Annotated in this window: 21 protein-coding genes; 5 read left to right on the plus strand and 16 right to left on the minus strand. The window is 76.1% G+C overall.

The genetic code is table 11. The features are described 5' to 3' along the window. Positions 1-8 precede the first annotated feature (8 nt). Positions 9-359, minus strand: coding sequence for a hypothetical protein (locus tag C7Y72_RS02210; RefSeq protein WP_107566991.1), 351 nt, complete (start codon positions 357-359; stop codon positions 9-11). A 124-nt stretch (positions 360-483) separates the two neighbouring features. On the opposite strand from C7Y72_RS02210, the gene C7Y72_RS02215 reads away from it, so the two are divergent. Beyond that, positions 484-1947, plus strand: coding sequence for a TolB-like translocation protein (locus C7Y72_RS02215; protein WP_107566992.1), 1464 nt, complete (start codon positions 484-486; stop codon positions 1945-1947). A gap of 23 nt (positions 1948-1970) precedes the next feature. Here the strand turns inward: C7Y72_RS02215 and C7Y72_RS02220 are convergent, their stop codons facing one another. After that, the gene (locus C7Y72_RS02220) at positions 1971-3464 is read right to left on the minus strand and encodes a calcium-binding protein (protein ID WP_107566993.1); all 1494 of its coding nucleotides are present in this window, start codon (positions 3462-3464) and stop codon (positions 1971-1973) included. Next, positions 3410-4306, minus strand: coding sequence for a LysR family transcriptional regulator (locus C7Y72_RS02225; RefSeq protein ID WP_107566994.1), 897 nt, complete (start codon positions 4304-4306; stop codon positions 3410-3412). Before C7Y72_RS02225 ends, C7Y72_RS02220 begins: the two co-directional genes overlap by 55 nt. Positions 4307-4390: 84 nt before the next feature. Between C7Y72_RS02225 and C7Y72_RS02230 the strand changes: the two genes are divergently transcribed. Next, positions 4391-5299 carry an EamA family transporter gene (locus C7Y72_RS02230; protein ID WP_107566995.1) on the plus strand — a complete coding sequence of 303 codons (909 nt, stop codon included), beginning with the start codon at positions 4391-4393 and terminating at the stop codon, positions 5297-5299. Here C7Y72_RS02230 and C7Y72_RS02235 read toward each other — a convergent pair. The 4 genes from C7Y72_RS02235 to C7Y72_RS02250 are packed head-to-tail and all read right to left on the minus strand — an operon-like array spanning position 5257 to position 8697. After that, a complete protein-coding gene (locus C7Y72_RS02235) occupies positions 5257-5562 on the minus strand; it encodes a hypothetical protein (protein ID WP_107566996.1) in 306 nt (101 codons plus the stop codon). The genes C7Y72_RS02230 and C7Y72_RS02235 overlap by 43 nt on opposite strands. Positions 5563-5580: 18 nt before the next feature. After that, complete coding sequence (locus C7Y72_RS02240) at positions 5581-5871, minus strand: hypothetical protein (protein WP_107566997.1); 291 nt, start codon at positions 5869-5871, stop codon at positions 5581-5583. Next, positions 5868-7787 carry a hypothetical protein gene (locus C7Y72_RS02245; protein WP_107566998.1) on the minus strand — a complete coding sequence of 640 codons (1920 nt, stop codon included), beginning with the start codon at positions 7785-7787 and terminating at the stop codon, positions 5868-5870. The genes C7Y72_RS02240 and C7Y72_RS02245 overlap by 4 nt, the downstream gene beginning before the upstream one ends. A gap of 34 nt (positions 7788-7821) precedes the next feature. Beyond that, entirely contained in the window at positions 7822-8697 is an 876-nt protein-coding gene (locus C7Y72_RS02250; RefSeq protein ID WP_107566999.1) for a hypothetical protein, read from the minus strand. A gap of 109 nt (positions 8698-8806) precedes the next feature. Between C7Y72_RS02250 and C7Y72_RS02255 the strand changes: the two genes are divergently transcribed. Beyond that, a complete protein-coding gene (locus C7Y72_RS02255; RefSeq protein WP_107567000.1) occupies positions 8807-9028 on the plus strand; it encodes a hypothetical protein in 222 nt (73 codons plus the stop codon). Between the two features lie 19 nt (positions 9029-9047). Here C7Y72_RS02255 and C7Y72_RS02260 read toward each other — a convergent pair whose 3' ends face one another. Genes C7Y72_RS02260 through C7Y72_RS02270 form a run of 4 tightly spaced genes read right to left on the minus strand, consistent with a single transcriptional unit; the run spans position 9048 to position 11964 of the window. Next, entirely contained in the window at positions 9048-9422 is a 375-nt protein-coding gene (locus tag C7Y72_RS02260) for a DUF1330 domain-containing protein (RefSeq protein ID WP_107567001.1), read from the minus strand. A 37-nt stretch (positions 9423-9459) separates the two neighbouring features. Continuing rightward, the gene (locus C7Y72_RS02265; RefSeq protein ID WP_158276580.1) at positions 9460-10644 is read right to left on the minus strand and encodes a low temperature requirement protein A; all 1185 of its coding nucleotides are present in this window, start codon (positions 10642-10644) and stop codon (positions 9460-9462) included. Continuing rightward, complete coding sequence (locus C7Y72_RS23015) at positions 10641-11225, minus strand: NAD(P)-binding domain-containing protein (protein WP_158276581.1); 585 nt, start codon at positions 11223-11225, stop codon at positions 10641-10643. Before C7Y72_RS23015 ends, C7Y72_RS02265 begins: the two co-directional genes overlap by 4 nt. After that, positions 11218-11964 carry a type 1 glutamine amidotransferase domain-containing protein gene (locus C7Y72_RS02270; protein WP_107567003.1) on the minus strand — a complete coding sequence of 249 codons (747 nt, stop codon included), beginning with the start codon at positions 11962-11964 and terminating at the stop codon, positions 11218-11220. Before C7Y72_RS02270 ends, C7Y72_RS23015 begins: the two co-directional genes overlap by 8 nt. Positions 11965-12078: 114 nt before the next feature. Between C7Y72_RS02270 and C7Y72_RS02275 the strand changes: the two genes are divergently transcribed. Next, positions 12079-12966 (plus strand): LysR family transcriptional regulator, encoded by an 888-nt coding sequence (locus tag C7Y72_RS02275; RefSeq protein ID WP_107567004.1) that lies wholly within the window; start codon positions 12079-12081, stop codon positions 12964-12966. A gap of 6 nt (positions 12967-12972) precedes the next feature. Here the strand turns inward: C7Y72_RS02275 and C7Y72_RS02280 are convergent, their stop codons facing one another. Beyond that, complete coding sequence (locus C7Y72_RS02280; RefSeq protein WP_107567005.1) at positions 12973-13605, minus strand: TetR/AcrR family transcriptional regulator; 633 nt, start codon at positions 13603-13605, stop codon at positions 12973-12975. 38 nt (positions 13606-13643) lie between these two features. Here C7Y72_RS02280 and C7Y72_RS02285 point away from each other — a divergent pair, with 38 nt between their 5' ends. Continuing rightward, positions 13644-17093, plus strand: coding sequence for a GH116 family glycosyl-hydrolase (locus tag C7Y72_RS02285; RefSeq protein WP_107567006.1), 3450 nt, complete (start codon positions 13644-13646; stop codon positions 17091-17093). Between the two features lie 28 nt (positions 17094-17121). Here C7Y72_RS02285 and C7Y72_RS02290 read toward each other — a convergent pair whose 3' ends face one another. From C7Y72_RS02290 to C7Y72_RS02305, 4 genes are all read right to left on the minus strand, one after another. Beyond that, positions 17122-17412, minus strand: a complete 291-nt coding sequence (locus tag C7Y72_RS02290; RefSeq protein WP_107567007.1) for a WXG100 family type VII secretion target — start codon at positions 17410-17412, stop codon at positions 17122-17124. 48 nt (positions 17413-17460) lie between these two features. After that, complete coding sequence (locus tag C7Y72_RS02295) at positions 17461-17679, minus strand: hypothetical protein (RefSeq protein ID WP_107567008.1); 219 nt, start codon at positions 17677-17679, stop codon at positions 17461-17463. Continuing rightward, positions 17676-19451: a serine/threonine protein kinase gene (locus C7Y72_RS02300; RefSeq protein WP_107567009.1), complete on the minus strand. Its 1776-nt coding sequence runs from the start codon at positions 19449-19451 to the stop codon at positions 17676-17678. The genes C7Y72_RS02295 and C7Y72_RS02300 overlap by 4 nt, the downstream gene beginning before the upstream one ends. A gap of 69 nt (positions 19452-19520) precedes the next feature. Further along, positions 19521-19811 carry a WXG100 family type VII secretion target gene (locus C7Y72_RS02305; RefSeq protein WP_107567010.1) on the minus strand — a complete coding sequence of 97 codons (291 nt, stop codon included), beginning with the start codon at positions 19809-19811 and terminating at the stop codon, positions 19521-19523. Between the last annotated feature and the right edge of the window lie 21 nt (positions 19812-19832).

The raw sequence follows: 19832 nt of genomic DNA on the forward strand, positions 1-19832 counted from the left end.
CGCGCAGTCTAGTCGCCGTCGAGGAGCATCTGCACCGCGGCACGCAGATGACCGCCGGGGCGGATCTCGACGAGCAGCAGCACCCCGCGCCCGGCCTCCACCGTCCAGCGCGCGAGCGCGTCACCGGCGAGGGCGACCTGGTCGCCCGCCCGCAGCGGGTCGCCGTCGACGAGCAGGTGCCCGTGCAGGATCTCGAGCTCGAGACGCAGCGGCGCCGGCCTCCCGCCCACCGAGCGGCACGTTCCGCCGGGGAGCGCCACCTCGAGCAGCCCGTAGGCGCCGCCGGTGTCGTGCGCGTCGGCGAGCACGACGACCTGCACGCCGGTCCGGCCGTCCACGAGCTGCTCCCCGGTCCGCATGATCGCCCAGCGTGCCCGTCCGGGCGCGCCGCGGCATCGGGGAGATGCCCCTGTCGAGCCCCCGTTCGGCACCAGGGGGGATCCCCCGATGTGCCCGGACGGCGGCCCGCCGAGAGTGCTGCCCATGATCGTCACGACCCCCTCCCCCTCCCCGCTGCGCCGCCGGATCGCGGCCGCCGCGATCGCCGCCGGGCTGCTCGCCACGGCCGCCGCCCCGGCGCAGGCCGACTCGATCGCCTACCTCAAGGACGGCGACATCCACCTCTCCACCACCGACGGGTCACGGCAATACCAGGTGACCTCGGGCGGTGGCTACTCGTCGGTGTCGCAGGCGGACGACGGGCGCATCGTCGCGCTGCGCGGCGACCGGATCCGCCAGCTCGACCGCCAGGGCACGGTGCTCTCGGAGATCGTCACGCCCGTCTCGACGACCGCCGACCCGAGCATGGCCTTCCGCGGCCCGTTCGACCCGGTGGTCTCGCCGGACGGCCGCAAGGTCGCCTACTCGTACTACTGGCAGTACACGGGCTACGACCCGTACTGCAACCCGTCGACGAACTGCACCGTCAAGCGGCTGTACCACGGCACCGGATTCACCGCGACGGACCGCGTGACCGCGTGGGACGAGCCGGGATTCCTGCGCCGGTCGGGCTGGAAGGACGCGCACTGGCTCGACGACCACCAGGTCCTGCTGTCCGACCCCTACATCCTCCCCAACGAGGACGTGGTGCTGTGGTCCCCGGAAGATCCCGACAGCCTGAAGCGCTGGTTCGTCGACCACGCGTACTACGGCGACGTGACCGACTCGGCCATGAGCCGTGACCGCTCCGCGCTGGCGACCGTGACGAAGGGCGGCCGGCGGATGAGCATCTCGCGCGCGGTCGGGCTGTTCCACCCGCAGTACCCCGTGCGGTGCTTCGAAGCCTCCGTCGAGGACGAGGGCGAGGCCGCGCGGATCTCCAGCCCGACGTTCAACGCCACCGGCTCGCGCGTCTTCTGGGCGACCCCGAAGGGCATCAGCGCCGCGACGCTGCCGACGTTCACGACCGACAGCTGCGGGACGCTCACCGACGGCGGCGGGGTGCTCGTGCCCGGCGCCACGGCGCCCGCCTGGGGGCCCGCCGACGTCCCCGCCCCGCGGCAGACCCCGCCGCCCGGTGGCGGCGGAACGCCCGTCCCCGGCCCCGCGCCGGGCCCGGTGCCCGCACCGCCGACGCCGGCTCCCGCGCCGGCGCCCGGTCCGGGAGCGGGCCAGGGCGGCACGGGCGGAGCGGTCGCCCCGACCCCGTCGGCGCCGGTCGGCGCGCGCACGGCGCTGTCGGTCCCGCGGACCCCGCTGGCGACGGCGCTGCGCGCCGGGCTCCGCGTGCGGCTGACCGGCATGGCGGCCGGCCCGGCGACCGTGCGCGCCACCGCCGGCGGGCGCACGATCGGCCGCGGGCGGGCCACCGTCGGCGCGAGCGGTCGCGCCACCGTGCTGGTGCGGTTCACCGCCGCCGCCCGCCGGACGCTCGGTCGCCGCGCGAGCGCGACCGTGACCCTGCGGGCCGGCGCCGTGCGCACGACCGTGACCCTGCGTCGCGGCTGAGCCGCGACGCGGTCCGGGGAGGCTCAGCGCACGACGCGCTCGCAGTCGCCCCGGACCTCGTCGACGGGATCGGCGAACACGATGTCGGTGCCGCTGCCGCAGCGCACGCGGTCGCGGGCGGTGTCGAGGACGTTGATGCGGTCGTTGCCGGGACCGCCGACGACGCTGTCGTGGCCGAAGCCACCCCAGATCTGGTCGTTGCCCGGGCCGCCGCGCAGCACGTCGTCCCCGCGGTCGCCGGTCAGGCGGTCGCCGCCGGAGCCGCCGCGCAGCACGTCGTTCCCCATCCGGCCGGCGAGCCGGTCGCGGCCGGGGCCGCCGCTGAGCCGGTCGTTGCCGGGCTGTCCCTCGAGGACGTCGTCGCCCGCCTCGCCGAAGAGCCGGTCGTTGCCGTTGCCGCCGAGAACCTTGTCGTCGCCGCCGCGGCCGTAGATCCAGTCGTGACCGGCGAGGCCCATGAGCTTCTCGCGCCGGTCGCTGCCGACGAGCGTGTTGGGGAGCTTCGTGCCGGTGAGGAGCGCCATCCCGTCGAATCCCGGGTCGGCGCGCCGAGTGGTGGTGACGAGCACCTGCTCGCACCCGACGATGCGCGCGTCGCGCCGGTCGGCGGCGTCGACGTGGGCGACGTCCGCGTCCCCGGGGCCGCAGTCGATCACGCGGTCGGCGGGCTCGGTCTCCCCGTCGGCGCTGTCGAGCTCGTCGTCGCCGCTGCCGCCGCGCAGCTCGTCGACCCCGCCGCCGCCCTGCAGGTGGTCGCGGCCGGCGCCGCCGCGCAGGGCGTCCTCGCCACGGCCGCCGTAGAGGACGTCGTCGCCGGTGTCGCCACGCAGCGAGTCGCTGCCGCTGGAGCCGACCAGCCGGTCGTTCCCGGCCCCGCCGCGCACGACGTCGGAGCCGCTCCCGGCGCGGATGTCGTCGTCGCCGTCGTCGCCGCGGATGCGGTCGGCCGCCTCGCCGCCGGTGATGCGGTCGTTCCCGGATCCGCCACGGCCGCGGTCGTGACCGAAGCCGAGGCGCAGGACGTCGTCGCCGGGCCCGCCGCGCAGCCGGTCGTTGCCCGCACCGCCGTCGAGGTCGTCGTCCCCGGCGCGGCCGAGCAGCCAGTCGTTGCCGTTGCCGCCGAGCAGCCGGTCCGCCCCGGCGCCGCCGTCGAGCCGGTCGTTGGCGGACTGGCCGGTGAGCAGGTCGGCGCCGAGGCCGCCGAAGAGGCGGTCCTCGGCCGGGCCGCCGCTGAGCCGGTCGCGTCCGGCGCCCCCGACAAGGCGGTCGTGCCCGCGGCCGCCGCGCAGGACGTCGGGTCCGTGACCGCCGCGCAGGACGTCCGCCCCGTCGCTGCCGGTGAGCCGGCGGCCGTCCGCAGCGACGGGCAGCGTCAGGCCCGCGCCGACGGCGAGCAGCGTGAGCAGGGCGGCGGGGGACGGCGGGCGCGCCCTCCCGTCATCGGCAGGACCCCGGCCGGTCTTCAGCCGGCGCCGTCGTCGGCGAGCAGCGCGCGGACGAGCCGCAGCGGCGCCCACGAGTCGCGGCCGCGGCGGGTGACCGCGTGTGCGCGCAGCAGCACCCCGGGACGGCGCAGCGCGAGGACCGCGACCCCGGGTCGCGGCGGCTGGTCCAGCGGCAGCAGCCCGACGCCGAGCCCGGCGACGACGAGGTCCTGGACGAGCTCGAGGCTGTCGGCGCGGTGGCCGACGACGGGCTCGACCCCGGCGACGGCGGCGATCGTGCGGACGACGTCCTCGTCGGCGACGTGCCGCGAGTTGACGATCCACTCGTGGTCGGCGAACCGGCGCAGCAGCTCGGGGGCGGTCGCGCCGCGCACGCCGCGGGCGGCGCGCGCCGGGACCCCGAGCCCCCACGGAGCCTGCCAGAGGGGCACGCGGTCGACGGTCGGGTCGAGCGCCGCGGGCGCGAGGTCGTAGTCGTAGACGAGCGCCAGGTCGACGGCGTCGGCGGCGAGCGCGGCGAGCGCCTCGGGCGGCTCGTGCTCGAGGACGCGCAGGCGCACGGCGGGGTGCTCGCGTGCGAGGCGGGCGAGCGTCGGGACGAGCGAGCGGCGGATCGCCGTCGCGAAGCCGCCGACGCGGACCGTGCCGGCGGGCTCGGCGTGCGGGTCGAGGTCGGCGCGCGCAGCGTCCAGGGCGGCGAGCACCGTGACGGCGTGCTCGGCGAGCCGCCGTCCCGCCGGGGTCAGGCGCACGCGGCGCCCGTCCGGCTCGTACAGGGCCGTGCCCGCCTCCCGGGTCAGCTGGGCCAGCTGCTGGGAGACGGTCGAGGTCGTGTGCCCGAGCTCGTCGGCGACCGCGCGCATCGATCCCTGGCGGGAGAGCTCGAGGAGGAACTGCAGGCGCCGGGGATCCACGCCGGGCATTGTCCACGATTCACGAACGGTACGTTCAGCTACTCGACGTGGACGCGAACGGTCCGAGCCGCTTCAGTTGAAGCGATGCAGCGCGCCTCCGCCCGGACCGGCACCACGATGACGCTCGGCTCGATGCTGTTCGTGCAGCTCGGCCTCGCCGCGTCGGTCGGCCTGTTCGACCGCGTCGGGCCCGCGGGCGCCGCCTGCCTGCGCCTGACCTGGGGCGGCCTGCTGCTGCTGGCGATCGTCCGGCCGCGGCTGCGGACCCTGCCGGGCGACGCCGTGCGCGGGGCCGTCCTGCTGGGCGTCGTGACCGCCGGGGTGACGATCAGCTTCATGCTCGCCCTCGAGCGCCTGCCGCTGGGGACCGCGGTCGCGATCGAGTTCCTCGGCCCGCTCGGCGTCGCGGCCTGGCAGGGCGCGCGCGGGGCCCGCGCCTGGCCGCTGCTGGCGGGCGTCGGCGTGCTGCTGCTGACCGAGCCGTGGCACGGGGGCGCCGACCCGCTCGGCGTGGCGTGGGCGCTCGCCGCCGGGGCGTGCTGGGCCGCCTACATCGTCCTGACCCAGCAGGTCGGGGACCGCCTGCCGGGCATCACCGGTCTCGCGATCTCGATGCCGGTCGCGGCGCTCGTCTCGCTCGCGGTCGCGGGCCCGCGCGTCGCCGCCGAGCTCGACCCCGGGCTGCTCGCGCTCGGCCTCGGGCTCGCGGTGCTGCTGCCGGTCGTGCCGTTCGCGCTCGAGATGCTCGCGCTGCGCCACCTGACCGCGACGGCGTTCGGCACGCTGATGAGCCTCGAGCCGGCACTCGCCGTGCTCATCGGCCTCGTCGCGCTCGGGCAGGCGCCCGCGCCGATCGCGCTCCTGGGCGTCCTGCTGGTCGTCCTCGCCGGGGCGGGCGCGCAGCGCACGGGCGGTCGCCCGCAGCCGGTCGCCGCGACCCCGGAGGTGGTTCAGCGGCCGAGCTCCTCCAGGTACGTCAGCGAGCCGTCCTGACCGGCGGAGATGTCGAGGCAGAAGTAGCCGAGCCGCTTGTACTCGGCGCCCTTGGCCTTGCCGAGCGAGCAGACCTGGCCGCGGCGCAGCTTCGTGGTCTTGCGGCCCTTCTTGCACGCGGTCTGCTGCTTCTTCGTCTTGAGCGCGGCGCAGCCGGTCTTCTTCTTCGTCGCGGCCCCGGCGAGCGGGGCGGTCGCGACGGCGGGCACGAGCGCGACGGTCGCCGTGACGGCCGCGGTCAGGAACGTGGTGCGCAGGGGCATGAGGCAAGCGTAGGGCGCTCAGCGGCCGCGCCGCAAGCGCGACAGGTCGAGCGTGCGCGGCCCGAGGTCCGCCGGCCGCAGGATCAGCCGCAGGGCGCCTCCCAGGACGACGAGCACGCCCCCGAAGGTCACCAGGAGGTCGGTGGCGTCCAGCGCGTCGCACTCCACGTCGGTGCGCCCACGGTCGTTCGTGCAGGCCCGCCCGAGCCAGTCGGCCACCTCGCGCGGCCCGGGCTCGACCAGCAGCGCGAAGCAGGCGAGCCCGGCGAGCACCAGCAGCAGCGCGCCGGACCGCGCGGCCGCCCTCACCGCAGCACCCGACGGCGCACGACGGAGCGCAGCCCCGCCGGGTCGGTCGCGACGGCCTCGATCCGCAGCGCACCGCGCCCGCGGGCCGGGAGCGTCAGGGCGAAGCGTCCCTGCGCGTCGGCCCGGGTGCGCGGCCGCGCGACGACCCGCCCACCGCGCCGCACCACGACCCGCACGAGCGGTCGCGTCGCGGCCCCGCAGGCCCGGTCGGTCGCGCGGCCGGAGAGCCGCCGGCCGCGGACGGACAGGACCGCGAGCCGGGGCCGGTCGAGGTCGAAGCAGCGCGTCGCGGGCGCCGGGCGGACCGGGCCGCGGTAGATGTCGATGCCCCCGGCGACGCCCTGCCAGACCGCACCGTCCGGTCCGACGGCGGTCGCCGCGTAGAGCGAGTTGGAGTCCGGCCCGGGCGAGGCGGGCACGCGCAGGACCTGGCGGCCGGTCTCGATGTCCAGGCCCTCGAGGCCCCAGGTCCCGAGCCGCTGGCCCTGGCCGTAGACGAGCCCCGAGGCGGTGCTGAGCGTCGGGATCCCGTTGGGGATCGACACGTCGGGATTCGCCCACACCGACCGGCACGTCCGGGTCGCCGGGTCCCAGTCGATGCGCTCCATGCCGTACGGGGCGTTCAGCGGGTCCTGCCCGGCGAGCGCGGCCGCGACGCGGCGCTGTGCGGGCGGGAGCGCGGCGAACAGCGCCTCGTTGGCGAGCGTGTTGTTCACGACGAAGCTCGAGTAGCCGCTGGTGAGCACGGACTGCTCGGAGCTCGACGTCGTGCGGGTCGGGTCACCGAAGCGCACGGGGATCTCGCAGGCGATCCGCGGGTCCTTGCCCGGGGCGATCGGCTGCCAGCCGGCGGGGATCTCGTCGCGCCACAGGAGCACGAGGTGCATCAGCGGCTGACCGTCGGTGATCACGACGAAGCGGTCGCGGTCGCGGCCGGTCCCGACGACGTCGGGCGTCGAGCCGGAGCCCTCGCCCAGGCGCACGCCGCCCGCGTTCGTGCCGGTCTCGTAGCGGGCGCGCCAGCCACTGCGCAGCCGCCGGCCGTCCCACTGGATGCGGTGCATCGCCTTGGAGGTGACGACGTAGATGCCGCCGTCCTCGTCGGCGCTGATCGAGTTCGACACGATCTCGAGGTCCGCCGCCGGGGTGCCGTCGGTGCACCGCTCCCCGTTGAGCTGGACGCTGCGGACGTTCTCCGCGGTGAGCTCGGGCAGCGTGCGGGGCACGACGCCGACCGCGCCGCGCTCGGTCGCGAACGCGATGTGCCCGTCGTAGGTCATGGTGATGCCGACGAGCTGGTCGTCCGCGCCGCACAGCGCGCTCTGCGGGACCGCGAACGACGCGAGCTGCGCGATCGGGGACCCCCGCTCGCCGGGCCGCGCGTCCCCGTAGACCTCCAGCGAGCGGGCGCGACCGACGAAGAGGTGGTCGTCGCGGTCCAGCAGGTTGTACGCCCCGGAGATCGACGCGCCGGTCCCGGCCGCGGGCTTGGTGGCGGAGTCGATCACCCGGCCGGTGGCGACGTCGACCTTGTGCACCGCCGAGAGATCGGGCGTGGAGACGGTGGACATCCAGGCGACCCGGCCGCCGTCCGGGTAGGCGGAGGAGAAGTCGATGACGACCGGCACCTGGGTGATCGACCGGGGCAGCTGGACGTGCTGCCAGCGGACCTGGTCGGCGGGCCGCGGGCCGGGGTACGGCGAGGCGCCGGAGGCGTAGGAGCCGCGGTGCGACGCGCCCCAGCCCGAGTCGGCCAGGTGCGGGTTGCACGGTGGCTCGTGCGCCGCCACGGGCGTGCCGCAGGGCGGCGCGGTGGGCGCCGCCGTCGCGGTCGTGGCGGGCAGCGCGCAGGCCGCGATCAGGACGGGGAGGGCCCCGCGCCACCGGACGGCGCGGACCCACGGGAACCGGTGCATCGGGCGAGCCTAGCCGGGCCGCCCGGGCCCCGGCCTACTTCTTCACCGGGCGCGGCCGGATCGTGTACGAGAGCTTGCCGGCGACCTGGCAGTCCCCGTCGGCGTTGAGCCGCGCGGGCGACGGCGAGCCGCCCGCGCCGGTGACGACGTCGACCTCGGCGCGCGTGCACGGCCCCGTGACGATCGCGGTGCGCCGGATCGTCTGGCCGCGGCGGATGCCGAAGAGCTTCAGCGTCGTGATGCCGGCGGGGAGCGCGGTCGTGTTGCCGGGGGCGATCGCCGTGGTCGCGATGCTCGTGGGGAGCGCGTCGCCGGTGAGGCTCTCGGGGCCGCCGCCGACGCAGTCAGGGTCGTCGAGGCCGCTGCCGGTCATGAAGACCGCGACCTGCAGGCGGTTGCCCGAGCTGAGCGGCGTGAGCTCGTCGTCGTCCGTGGAGGACGACGGGGTCGTCTCCAGCAGCGAGATCCGCGTCCTGCCGCGGCGGACCGGGGCGCAGGTCGGCTCGGGCTTGACCTCGGCCTTCGTGCCGGTGCAGTAGTTCGTGGTGCGGTAGCCGAGGATCTTCCCCTCGACCTTCGCGGTGCCGGCGGGGGCGGACGGCGTGGAGGTGACGACCGGGTCGAAGCCCTCGCCGGTGACGCGCTTGAGGTTGATGTTGCGGAAGCCGCCGGTGGCGTAGTCGTAGCGGTTGACCTGCGTCCAGGACTCGCCGGGGAAGCAGTCGCTGGTGGTGTCGTGCAGGCGGCGGATCTCGAGGTAGCCGCGGACGTCGATCTGGACCTTCGCGTTGCGGGTCTTGATCTTCGGGGCGGTCGGGGTCCTCGTGGCGGCGGTGCCGGTGGTCGCGGGGACGACCAGGAGGGCGGCGGCGAGCGCGGCCAGGAGCAGGGCGGGGCGGTGACGGGGCATCGCCGCGGATCTTCGCGCGGGACCGGGGCCGGTCCGTCTCACCCCGGTCTCACGTGGCCGGACCGCCGAGGCTCGCGCGCGGGCGCGGGGACGGCTAGCGTCCCGGGAGGTGGGCGAGCGATCCGACACCGAACGCCGGACCGGCGACCCGGGCGACGCGGGTCGCGCGTCGGTCGGCGCGTACCTCTACTGCGTCGTCACCGGGCTCGGCGTGGGCGCGTTCGTCGCGGAGCCGCTGGCGGGGACGCTCGTGGGCGCGGCGGTGGGCCTGCCGGTGGCGCTGTGGCTCGTGCCGGCGGCGGTCCGCGAGCGACGCGGGCAGCGCCCGTAGGAGGCAGGTCCCCGCGGCGTCAGCCCAGGGCCGACGGCGCGGTCGCGACGAGCTCCGCTCGCGTCAGCGCGGTCGTGCGCAGGTGCGTGATCGCCTGGTACCCGGGGTCCCCGACCATCTGCAGGAAGGCGGCGATCGACGGGTACTCGACCGTGAGGATCGCGTCCCACCACGGCCGCTCGTCGTCGCCGATGACCAGCAGCTCGACCTCGCTCATCGCGACGACGCGCGCGCCGACCCGCTCCAGGTGGGGCTGCACCGCCTCGGCGTAGCGCCCGTACCCGGCGCGCCCGCCGTCGGGCGCGAACTGCAGCAGGTTGATCATCTGCACGGGTCCGGCGTGCGTGGACTTCGCGAGGGCGGAGATCTGGGCTCCGGTGGGATCGACGGCCATGGTGCGACCGTATCCGCCCGGGCGCCGGCGGCGCCAGTCAGCCGCCGGCACCCGCCGGCCGGGCGAGCCGCTCCGTGACGACGACCGCGGCGAGCACCGCGACCACCGCGGCGGTCGCGACCACCGGCGCGAACGCGGACGCGGCGAGGCCGCCGGCGCCGAGCACGACCGCGCCGGCCGCGCGGACGCGCACCGACCGCTCCGCGCCCGCGATCCGGGAGGAGGCGGCGATCGCCGCCAGCGCCGCGAGGGCCAGGGCCGGGCCGAGGAACAGTGGCTGCAGCGGCAGCTCCCCCGCCCCGGGGCCGGCCGGTCCGGGGGCGGCGGCGACGAGCGCGCCGGTCGCCCCGGCCTGCTCGATCGCCAGGTGCACGCCGACCCCGAACGCGGCGACGCCCGACCAGATCGCCAGGTGCCCGTAGCCCCAGAGGAAGCCGGCCTGCCGGCTGCGTCCCAGGCCCCCGGCCCCGGCGTGATCGAAGTAGAGCCACCACAGCGCGGCGGCCCCGGCGAACCCGAGCACGGCGGCCGCGGCCGCCTCGACCCCGAGGTCGACCGCGTCGAGGCCGACGACGACGGCGAGGATCGACTCGCCGAGCACGATGATCGTGAAGAGGCCGTACCGCTCGACGATGTGCCCCGGGTGGTAGAAGGCCCGGTCGGCGACGGCGGCCGCGAGGTACGGGGCCGCGATCTCCCCCGCGAGCGCCAGCGCCCAGAGCAGGTGCTGGAGCGTGCCGTCCGCGAGCGCCGAGCCCGCCCAGAGGACCGCGCCCCAGGCGCTGCCCGCCGCGTAGCGCCCGGTGAAGGCGTGCAGTCCCGGGGACGTCGCGCGGCGGCGCAGGGCCAGCCACAGCGCCACGAGCGGCACGCGCAGGGCGCCGGCCGCGAGCGCGTAGAGCGTCGCGTCCCCCGCCGCCGCGTCGGGCACGCCGACCGCGACGGCGAGCACGGCGAGCATCGCCGTGAGGATCCCGACGCGGTAGGCGGCGTCGTCGCGGTCCCCCGCCGCGGCGTGCCAGGTGACCGCCATCCACGCCCACCAGATGCCGACGAACAGCCCGGCCGCGGTCGCCGCCCCCTCGACGGTCGGGTCGCCGTGCAGCACGGCGGCGACCTGCGCGACCGCGACGACGAAGCACAGGTCGAAGAACAGCTCCAGCGCCGTCGCGGGCCGGTGACCGTCGACGCGGCCGCCCAGGAGCGTGCCGGTGGCGCTCACGCCGCCCCCGACTCCGGCAGGACCGCCGGGGCGTCGAAGCGGTACGCGAACGGGCCCCGCCCGACCGCGTACGCGGTGCGGATGACGAGCCGCGCGAACCCCTCGAGGTCGGGGGCGGCGGCGAGCGGGCCGCAGTCGACGGGCCGGAAGCCCGCGTCGCGCACGAGCCGCTCGGTGGTCGCGCGGGCCTGCGGGTCGTCCCCGCACCAGGCCATGTCGGCCCGCCCGGGGTGCGCGGCGATCGCGTCGTAGAGCCGCGCGAAGACGGTGTTGAACGCCTTCGTGACGTGCGCGTCCGGTGCCGCAGCGGCGATCGCGCCGGCCAGGTCGGGGATCGCGCCCGACACGTCGTTGGTCGCGTCGACCACCGTCCGGCCGGCGAGCTGCGCGGCCCGGTCGGCGACCGCGGCGACCGCCGCCGCGGCGGGCACCGCGACGAGGACCGCGTCGGCGTCCCCACGGACCGCGTCGGCGCGGCCCAGGAGGCGCACGTCGTGCCCGGCGGCCTCCCAGCGCGCGGCGAGCCCGGCGCCGACCGTGCCGCGCCCGAGGACGTCGATCCGCAGCGTCGCCTCAGACACCGAGCGCCTCGATCACGAGCTGGGCGGCGGCCGCACCCGAGTACTGCTGCTGGCCGGTGATGAGGTTGCCGTCACGGATCGCGTGGCTCTTGAAGCGCGAGGCGACGATCATGTTCGTGCCGGGCAGCGCGCGGCCCTCGTCCTCGATGCGGAACGGCTGGATCCGCTGCCCGACGTACTCGTCGGCGAAGTCCTCCTCGCTGTTGGCGAAGCCGGTCCAGGTGCGACCGGCGACGAGCAGCTCCCCGGTGGCCGAACGGGCCTTCAGCAGCACGCAGGTGGCGTGGCAGATCGCGGCGGCGGCCCGGCCGCTGTCGTGGAACGCGGCGAGCGCCGTGTGGACACGCTCGTCGTCGACGAACGTGACCATCGGCGCCTGGCCGCCGACGAGCATGATCGCGTCGTGGGCGTCGAGGTCGACGTCCGCGAGCGCGGGCGTGTCCTGCACGAGCGCGGCGTGCTCGGGGCTGCTGATGAACCCGAGCGACAGGAGGTCGTGGGCGGAGTAGCCGGACTCGTCGCGCGGGTCGCTCCAGCTGTCGGCGGTCAGCGGCCCGCCGTCGGGCGAGGCGATCGTGACCTCGTAGCCGCGCTCGGTGAACGCCCACCAGGGGTGGACGAGCTCCGCCCACCAGAAGCCGACCGGCCACCCGGTGACCGGGGACACGGCGGGGTTGGAGGCGACGAGCAGGACGCGCTTGGGACGGGCGGGGTTCAGGACGTCGATGGAGGCGGACACGGAGGCTCCCGGGTGGTGGCTGGTGGACGCGTTCGACGGTAGGCGCGCGGTGCGCGATCCGGAAACACCGATCGCTTGCCCGGCCACAAGGCCCGGTTGTGGCAGGCTTGCGCCGTGACCCCGGTTCCCGAGCTGCGCCTGCTGCGCTCCTTCGTCGCCGTGGCGACCGCCGGGAGCATGTCCCGGGCGGCCGCCGAGCAGCACATCAGCCAGCAGGCGCTCAGCCAGCAGCTGCGCCAGCTCGAGGACCTGCTCGGGGTCGCGCTGCTGGAGCGCAGCAACCGCGGCGCGGTGCCGACCGCGGCCGGGCGCACGCTGCTCGTCGAGGCGCGCCGGGTCCTCGTGGCGGCCGAGCGCGCGGTGGAGCGCACGGTGCAGGCCGCCGCCGGCGAGGGCGCGGTGCTGCGGCTCGGGCACACGCTGACGACCGCGGCGGACCTCGTGCCCGCGATCACCGCGCACCTCGCCACCGTCGCCCCGGGCACGCGCCTGCTGGCGCTCGAGCTGCTCGCGCGGGACCTGCCGGGCGCGCTGCTGCGCGGCGAGGTCGACCTCGCACTGCTCCCCTACCAGGAGCTGGGACCGGAGCTCACCGGCACGCCGGTCGCCGCGGTGGCGCTGTGCGTCGCCGTCGCGGCGGACGACCCGCTGGCCGAGCACGCGCGCGTGGCGGTCACGGCGCTCGCGCCGCGACCGGTGCACGTGTGGCCGCGCGAGACCGCACCCGGGTACCACGACGCGGTCCGCGCCGCGTTCGCCGCGGCGGGCGTCGAGCCGCGGCTGGACACCTCGGCGGCGGGCAGCGCGGTGTGGGCACGGATCGCGCAGGGACCGGGGATCGGGGTGATCGCGGCGAGCCAGGCGGCGAGCCTGCCCGCGTCGATCGCGACCCGGCCGCTGGACCCGGAGCCGCCGCCGATGCGCATCGACCTCGCGTGGCGGACCGACGATCCCCCGGCCGCGCTGGACACGGTGCGCGCCGCCCTCCCGGGCGTGGCCTGACCGCGGTCAGCGGGGGCGGGGCCGCACGACGCCCTCGACGAGCGGGACCAGGACGGTCCTCGCGTAGGCGCGCAGCTGGTCCTCGTCGGCGGGGTCGGGGTCGGTCGGCGGCACGGCGACGTAGGTGACGTACAGCCGGGCGAGGAGGTCGGCGACCCAGCCGACCTCCCGCGGTGACGCGTCGGGGCTGCCGGCCAGCATGCGCTGGGCGATGAACCCCGCGCCCATGCGGAGCATCGCCCCGTCGTCGGCGGCCAGGGCGTCCATGGCCGCCCCGGGACCGGTCTCGGCGAGACGTCGCAGCATCGGGTGGGTGCGACTGAAGCGCACCCCGGCGAGGAACGCCTCCACCCCCTCCTCCTCGGGCCGTGGAGCCGCCTCGATCGCGGCGGCGGTGGCGGCGAGGAACCGCTGTGTCTCGCGCGCGACCAGGGCGCGGACGAGGTCGTCGCGACGCGCGAAGCGGCGGTAGACGGTCATGCGGCCGAGGCCGCTGCGGCGCACGACGTCCTCGACGCGCATCCGCTGGAGCCCGACGGCGGCGGCCTCCAGCACGGCCGCGTCGAGGATGCGGTCGGCGGTCGCATCGAGCGGTTCGGCGGCGGTCGCGAGCAGCGCGGCGATCGGATCCGGGAGCATTGACAGCCCGGATGGTACCGATGGTACGTTCTCGCTCCATGTGTACCACCCCGGTTCCCGGTCCGCTGCGCGTCGGACGGACGATCGCCCTCGCCGCCCTCGCGACCCTGGGCCTCGCCGCCGGCACCGCGAGCGCCGCACCGGTGCACTGGAGCTTCGAGGACGGGACCACCGAGGGCTGGCGGCTCATCGCGGGCGTCCCGACCGGCCCGCTCGTCGACGACCGACCGAGACAGCGCCTGCACCGGGGGATCCCGGCGAACCGCGAGGGACGGTTCAACCTCACCACCGAGGGCCGCACGCCGCTGGACGCCGTCTACGACCGCATTCCCGACAACCTGCGCGGCATGGACCTCGTCGGCCTGCTCGGGCCCGGTCCGAGCGCGAGCACCGCGACGCTCGAGTCCCCGCGTTTCACGCTCGAGCGCCCGGTGGTCTCCCTCCTGGCCGCCGGCGGCACCGACCGGGACGCCTACGTCAGCGCGCACCTCGACGATGGCACCGAGATCGCGCGCACCACCGGCGGGCCGACCGAGGTGCTCGGCTACCGCCAGCTCGACCTGTCGCGCTGGATCGGCCGCACGGTCTTCCTGCGCGTCGTCGACCGCGAGACCGGCCCGTGGGACCTCGTGGCGATCGACGACGTGCGCGCGAACGTCCCCGCGATGCCGCGCGACCTGCGCGCCCGTCGCGTGCGCGGCCGCGCCGTCGTCACGTGGACGCCCCTGACCGAGCCGGGGATCGCGGGCTACCGCGTCGAGCACGCGTCGCGACGGACCGGCCCGTTCACGGCGCTGCGGGGCGGCCTCGTGCGCGCCGGCCGGGTGGAGGACCCCGGCGCGCCACGGGACGCCGAGCGGTTCTACCGCGTCACCGCGGTGGCGACCGACGGCACCGAGTCGGAGGGCAACGTCGGGCTGCTGCGCCGCGTGCTGGAGCTGCGCGCCCGCGGCCGGACCGTCACCTACGCGGGCGACCGTTTGTCGGCGATCGCGTTCCCGGTCGGGGCGATCGGCTCGGGCGGCGTCGTGCTGTTCGGCGACGGGACCCGCAACCAGTCGTGGATCTTCAACATCGACGGCGAGCTCACGTCGATCTTCCCCGGCCGCCGGGAGGCGATGGTCCCCAACAGCTTCCTCGCGGTCCGCGCGCGCCCCCGTGGCGGCACCGCGACCGTGCGGGCGCTGCAGACCACGCCGGAGGGGGCGTTCGCGCCAATGCGCTCGCTCAGCTTCCAGGGCGAGTATCCGCTGGCGCGCTACCGGTTCATCGACGAGCAGCTGCCCGTGGAGGTCCGGGAGGAGGTCACGAGCCCGACCATCCCGGGCGACATCGCCGCCTCGTCCTACCCGACCGCGCTGACGACGGTCACCGTCCGCAACCCCGGCAGCGAGCCGGTGGAGGTGTCGCTGCTCGCGACGCAGCAGAACGCGGTCGGGCTCGACGGCCGCGGGGAGGTCACCGGGCCGCAGCGGCGCTCCTCCCCGGCCTACGGGGCGAACGTGACCGAGCTCGCGGAGGACGCCGACGGCGCGACGCTGCGCATGCGCGGCTGCCGGGCCGGGCGGATCGTCGACCTGGGCGTGCGCTGCAACGGCAGCCTCGCGCTCTCGCTCCTGCACCCGCGGGCGAGCGGCACCGCGTCGTGGGCCACGAGCGCCGCGCTGCTGCACGACTTCCGCGATGACGGGACCGTCCGCGGACCGCGGACGGCGCGCAGCCCCGCCCCCGGCCGGACCGTCGACGGGGCGCTCAGCGCGACCGTCGAGCTGGCGCCCGGCGAGACGGTGCGGTTCCCGGTCGTGTTCAGCTGGTACGTCCCGACCGGGCCGCTGCGCGAGTTCGGCGGGCAGGGCCAGGCGTACACGACCCGCTGGCGCGACGCGTTCGACGTGCATGCGGAGGTGCTCCGCGAGCGCGAGGACCTCGAGCGGCGCACCCGCGCGTTCCACGCCGCGATGCACGACACGAACATCCCGCAGTACGTGCTCGACCGGGTGACCGCCCCGATCTCGGTCCTGCGCTCCCCGACCGTGTTCTGGGCGCGCAACGGGTTCTTCGGCGGCTGGGAGGGGTTCGGCTGCTGCACCGGGATGCCCACGCACGTCTGGCACTACGCGCAGTCCGGGCCGCGACTGTGGCCGCAGATCGGTCGGATGTGGGTGTCGCAGTGGCTCGACGCAACCTCCCCCGAGGGGCTCATCCCCTACCGGTACACGGTGCCGACGTTCTCGATGGACGGGCAGACCGGCGTCCTGCTCAGCGCCTACCGCTACGTGCAGGACAGCGGCGACCTCGCCTGGCTGCGCGCGCGCTGGGGCACGATCGCGTCGGCGATGGAGTACGTCGTGCGCAACCACGACCCGGACATGGACGGCCTGCTCACCGGCCCGCAGCCGACGACGCTCGACACGACCGAGACGGGCACCGGCTCCTGGCTGGGGACCCTGTACCTCGCCGCACTCCGCGCGACCGCGCGGATGGCGACGCTCACGGGCGACGAGGCGCGCGCCACCCGCTACGCGCGGATCGCCCGGGCCGGCGGGCCGGCCCAGGACGCGCTGCTGTTCAACGGCGAGTACCACAGCGAGAAGCCCGAGGCGGGGGTGCCGAACTCGGTCGCCTACGGGGACGGAGCGATCGACGACATGCTGCTCGGCCAGTGGTGGTCGTCGATGCTCGGCCTCGGCGAGCTGTACGACCGCTCGCGGATGCGCGCGTCGCTGCGCGCGCTCTACCGCCACAACTTCCGGGAGGACTTCCTCGGCGACAGCCCGTTCGGCGCGCAGCGCGAGTGGCGGGTCTACACCGCCCCCGAGGAGGCGGGCCTGCTGCTCATGACCTGGCCGCGCGGCAACCGCCCACCGAACCCGCCGCGCTACACCGACGAGACCTGGAACAGCTTCGAGTTCTCGACCGCCGCGACGATGATCCAGCAGGGCCTGCTCGGTGAGGGCTTGCGGATCGTGCGCGCGTCCGCCGATCGCGCGGACGGTCGCCTGCGCACCGACGTGTTCCTCGGCAACTGCGGCACCGGGGACGGCACCGGCAACCCGTTCGCCGACGGCGAGTGCGGCCAGTGGTACGGGCGCACGATGTCGAGCTGGTCGCTGCTCACCGCGCTGCAGGGGTCCACGGTGGACATCGCCGAGGGCCGCCTGGGCTTCGACCCGGCGTGGCGCCCGGGCGACCACCGCTCCTTCTTCACCGCGGGCGAGGCGTGGGGCACCTTCGCGCAGGTGCGGCGGTCGGGCACGCAGATCGACGAGCTGCACGTGCGCTCGGGCGCGCTGACCGTCCGGCGGCTGGACCTCGTGACCGCCCGGACGGGCCGCGTGGTAGCCCGGGTGCGCGTCCGTCGCGCCGGCGCGCGCGCCCCGGGTCCGGCCGTCACCGCCCGGACCGTGCGCGACGGCCGGCAGGTCGCGGTGCTGCTCCCGCAGACCGTCCTGCGCGCCGGCGACCGGCTGGCCGTGACGGTGGGGTAGGGCGCGGCGGGCGCCGCACGCCACGCCGCTACGAGGAGACGATCGAGCGGACCGTGCTCTCGGCCGAGGCGTAGCGCTGCTGGGCCTGCTTCAGGTCCACCGAGATCTGCTCGAAGAACTGCCGTGCCTCCTCCACCTCCTTGACGTGCTGGTTGAAGCGGCTCTTGAACCCGTCCGAGGCGGTGCCGTCCCACATGCCGTCGAGGTTGCCGACGGCGCGCACGGCGTCCTGCTTGGCCTCGTCGACGAACTGGGCGGCGTTGCGGAAGAAGGTCGAGCCGTTGCCGAGGATCTCGGGGGTCACCTTGATGTGTGCCATGTGCGTGCTCCTGTGTGGTTCTCGTGGTGGTCTGACGGACGTGTGCGCCTAGCGGCGCACCCCGCGGATCGCGGGAAGCTCGATGTAGGGCTCGACGCTCGGTGGGGGGACCGCGCGCACCACGCCGGCCGCCGGGATCTCCGGGTCCCCGGGCGCGGTGAGGATGCCGACGGCGCCGCCGAGCAGCAGCAGCCCCAGGACCGTCGCGGCGATGGTCGCGATGCGGCGATACTTGGAGACGGGCAGTCGCAGGGAGGGACGCCTCATCGACCCACCCGGAACCCGAGGCGCCGCAGGCGGCGGACGCTCTCTCGCAGATCGGCGTCGGCCCGGAGCGCCTCGCGACGGAGGCGACGCGTCGGCGCTCGCTGCCGCAGGGCGACCGAGTACCGGTCCCAGCGGGTCGCGGCGCTGCTCAGCCGTCGCTGTACCCCGTCGGTGGCCACCGCGGCGATCGGGCCGAGCTCCGCCAGCGCGTTGCGGGCGGCGCGGTAGGTCTCCGCCAGGTCGCGGCCGCCCTGGATGCGCTCCTCGAGCCGCCGCGCCTGGAGGCCGCCGACGGGCTCCGAGCGCTGCTCGCCGAGATCCTCGAATACCGTCTGGATCCCGCGCACCAGCGCGGTCGGCAGCCGTGGTGGCACGGCGCCGTCGAGCGCGGCGGTCGTGATCGTGCGGGCGCAGATCGCCTGGCTGGCCGAGGCGCACCGCGCGACGAGGGTCCGGTCGCGCGCGGGTCGCGCAAGGACGACGCCGTCGGCCGCCGTGTATCGGAGGATCTCGGTGCCGCCCGCGGCGACCACGGTGGCGGTGTCGGTCGGGTCGATGCCGAGACCCTCGAGGGTCTCGCGGTTCAGCGGGTCGGGCGGCGGACCAAACGGGAAGACGGCGAGACCGGTCGACGTCCCGGGCACCGCGCCCTCGGGCCGCCCGGTGATCGCTGCCCGTGCCCCGGCGAAGGTCGCTGGTGCCGCGTCGAGCAGCGCGGGCACCGCGATGCCGTCGATCTCGGCGACGGGGCGCGGCTCGGGCGCGAGCAGCCGTCCGCCGGCGAGCCCGAGCGCGACGACCGCCATCCCGGACGCGGTGATGAGGCCGGCTCGTGCGATGCGGCGCCACGTGTTCGTCGGGGTGGCGTCCTGGGCTTCCGGCGAGGCGACGAGGACCCGGTCGATTCGCGTGACGCTGCCGATCTCGGGCAGGTGCGCCACGGTCCGGCCGAGCGGCACGCGCGTGCTGCTGCCGTCGGTGGTCGCGGCGAGGAACGCCTCGACGAACGCGGTCGGGCTGGGCCAGCGCTCCTGGGGGTCGAGGGCGAGCGCGCGGGCCAGGACGCGTTCGGCGCCGGGCCACCAGGGGGCGTCGAGCTCCGGGATGACGACGGGGGCCGACCGACGGACCACGACGGCGCCGTGGTCGGCGCCCTCGTACGGCGCCTGGTCGGCGAGGGCCAGGAGGGCGAGACCGCCGAGGCCGAAGACGTCGCTGCGCGGCTCGGCGCGCCCGGCGATTGCCTCGGGTGCGAGATGGCGCATGCGCTCGAGCAGGGTGTCGTCCGCGACCCGGGTGGCGCCGCTGAGGCGCGAGTCGCCGAGGTCGGCGAGGAGGCCGTCTCCGCGCCGGTGGACGAGGATGCTCGCCGGGCGGACCTCGCCGTGCACGATGCCGACGGCGTGTGCGGCCTCGAGTCCCCGGGCGACGTCGAGCAGGACCCGTCCGAGACCGCCGACCGTCAGCGTGCCCGCGCTGTCGGCGAGCGGCACGGCGTCGACGGCTGCGGTGACCACGTAGAACCGGCCCCCGGGCAGGTAGCCGGCGTCGAGCACCGGCGTGAGCCCCGGGTGCTCGATCCCGGCGATCCCGCGGACGACCCGGAGCAGGTCGTCGTCCTGCGCGCCTTCGGCGAGGAGGTGGAGCCGGATCGTGACCCGGCGGCCGAGCGCGGTGTGACGCGCCCGCAGGACGGTCGAGCCGGCGCCGCGCGAGACGACGCGCTCGACGACGTAGCCGTCGATCTCGGGAAGGGTGTCCTGCAGGGTCATGGCGCGTGCAGAGGCCTGCCGGTGCGGGGCCCGACCGGGGGGACGGCCGGGCCCCGCACCGGGAGGAGGTCAGGTGGCGACGGTCCCGCGGACCTCGTCCTCGGCCTGGTCGTACTCGTTGCGGGCGCTCCGAAGGTCCAGGGCGAGCCGCTCGAAGAACTCCTTGGCCTCCCGCGCCTCGCGCAGGTGAGTGTGGAAGCGGGACTTGAACGCCTCGGATGCCGTTCCGTCCCATCCACCGTCGAGGCTGGCCACGGCGTTCTTGGCCTTGGCGATGGCGGTCTCCATCTTGTTGGCCGCGTTGTCGAACGACACGGCACCCGCCTCCAGCGCTTCCGTCGTGATCTTGATGTTTGCCATGCGTGTCTCCTTGGGTTGCTG

It is taken from the genome of Paraconexibacter algicola (assembly GCF_003044185.1).
Lineage (GTDB): Bacteria > Actinomycetota > Thermoleophilia > Solirubrobacterales > Solirubrobacteraceae > Paraconexibacter > Paraconexibacter algicola.

Coding starts and splice junctions, on each gene's coding strand:
- C7Y72_RS02235 (WP_107566996.1), bottom strand. CDS start 5,562: ATGCCCCTGCGCACCACGTTCCTGACCGCGGCCGTCACGGCGACCGTC.
- C7Y72_RS02285 (WP_107567006.1), top strand. CDS start 13,644: ATGTGTACCACCCCGGTTCCCGGTCCGCTGCGCGTCGGACGGACGATC.
- C7Y72_RS02280 (WP_107567005.1), bottom strand. CDS start 13,605: ATGCTCCCGGATCCGATCGCCGCGCTGCTCGCGACCGCCGCCGAACCG.
- C7Y72_RS02305 (WP_107567010.1), bottom strand. CDS start 19,811: ATGGCAAACATCAAGATCACGACGGAAGCGCTGGAGGCGGGTGCCGTG.
- C7Y72_RS02295 (WP_107567008.1), bottom strand. CDS start 17,679: ATGAGGCGTCCCTCCCTGCGACTGCCCGTCTCCAAGTATCGCCGCATC.
- C7Y72_RS02250 (WP_107566999.1), bottom strand. CDS start 8,697: ATGCCCCGTCACCGCCCCGCCCTGCTCCTGGCCGCGCTCGCCGCCGCC.
- C7Y72_RS02230 (WP_107566995.1), top strand. CDS start 4,391: ATGCAGCGCGCCTCCGCCCGGACCGGCACCACGATGACGCTCGGCTCG.
- C7Y72_RS02260 (WP_107567001.1), bottom strand. CDS start 9,422: ATGGCCGTCGATCCCACCGGAGCCCAGATCTCCGCCCTCGCGAAGTCC.
- C7Y72_RS02215 (WP_107566992.1), top strand. CDS start 484: ATGATCGTCACGACCCCCTCCCCCTCCCCGCTGCGCCGCCGGATCGCG.
- C7Y72_RS02300 (WP_107567009.1), bottom strand. CDS start 19,451: ATGACCCTGCAGGACACCCTTCCCGAGATCGACGGCTACGTCGTCGAG.
- C7Y72_RS02290 (WP_107567007.1), bottom strand. CDS start 17,412: ATGGCACACATCAAGGTGACCCCCGAGATCCTCGGCAACGGCTCGACC.
- C7Y72_RS02245 (WP_107566998.1), bottom strand. CDS start 7,787: ATGCACCGGTTCCCGTGGGTCCGCGCCGTCCGGTGGCGCGGGGCCCTC.
- C7Y72_RS02210 (WP_107566991.1), bottom strand. CDS start 359: ATGCGGACCGGGGAGCAGCTCGTGGACGGCCGGACCGGCGTGCAGGTC.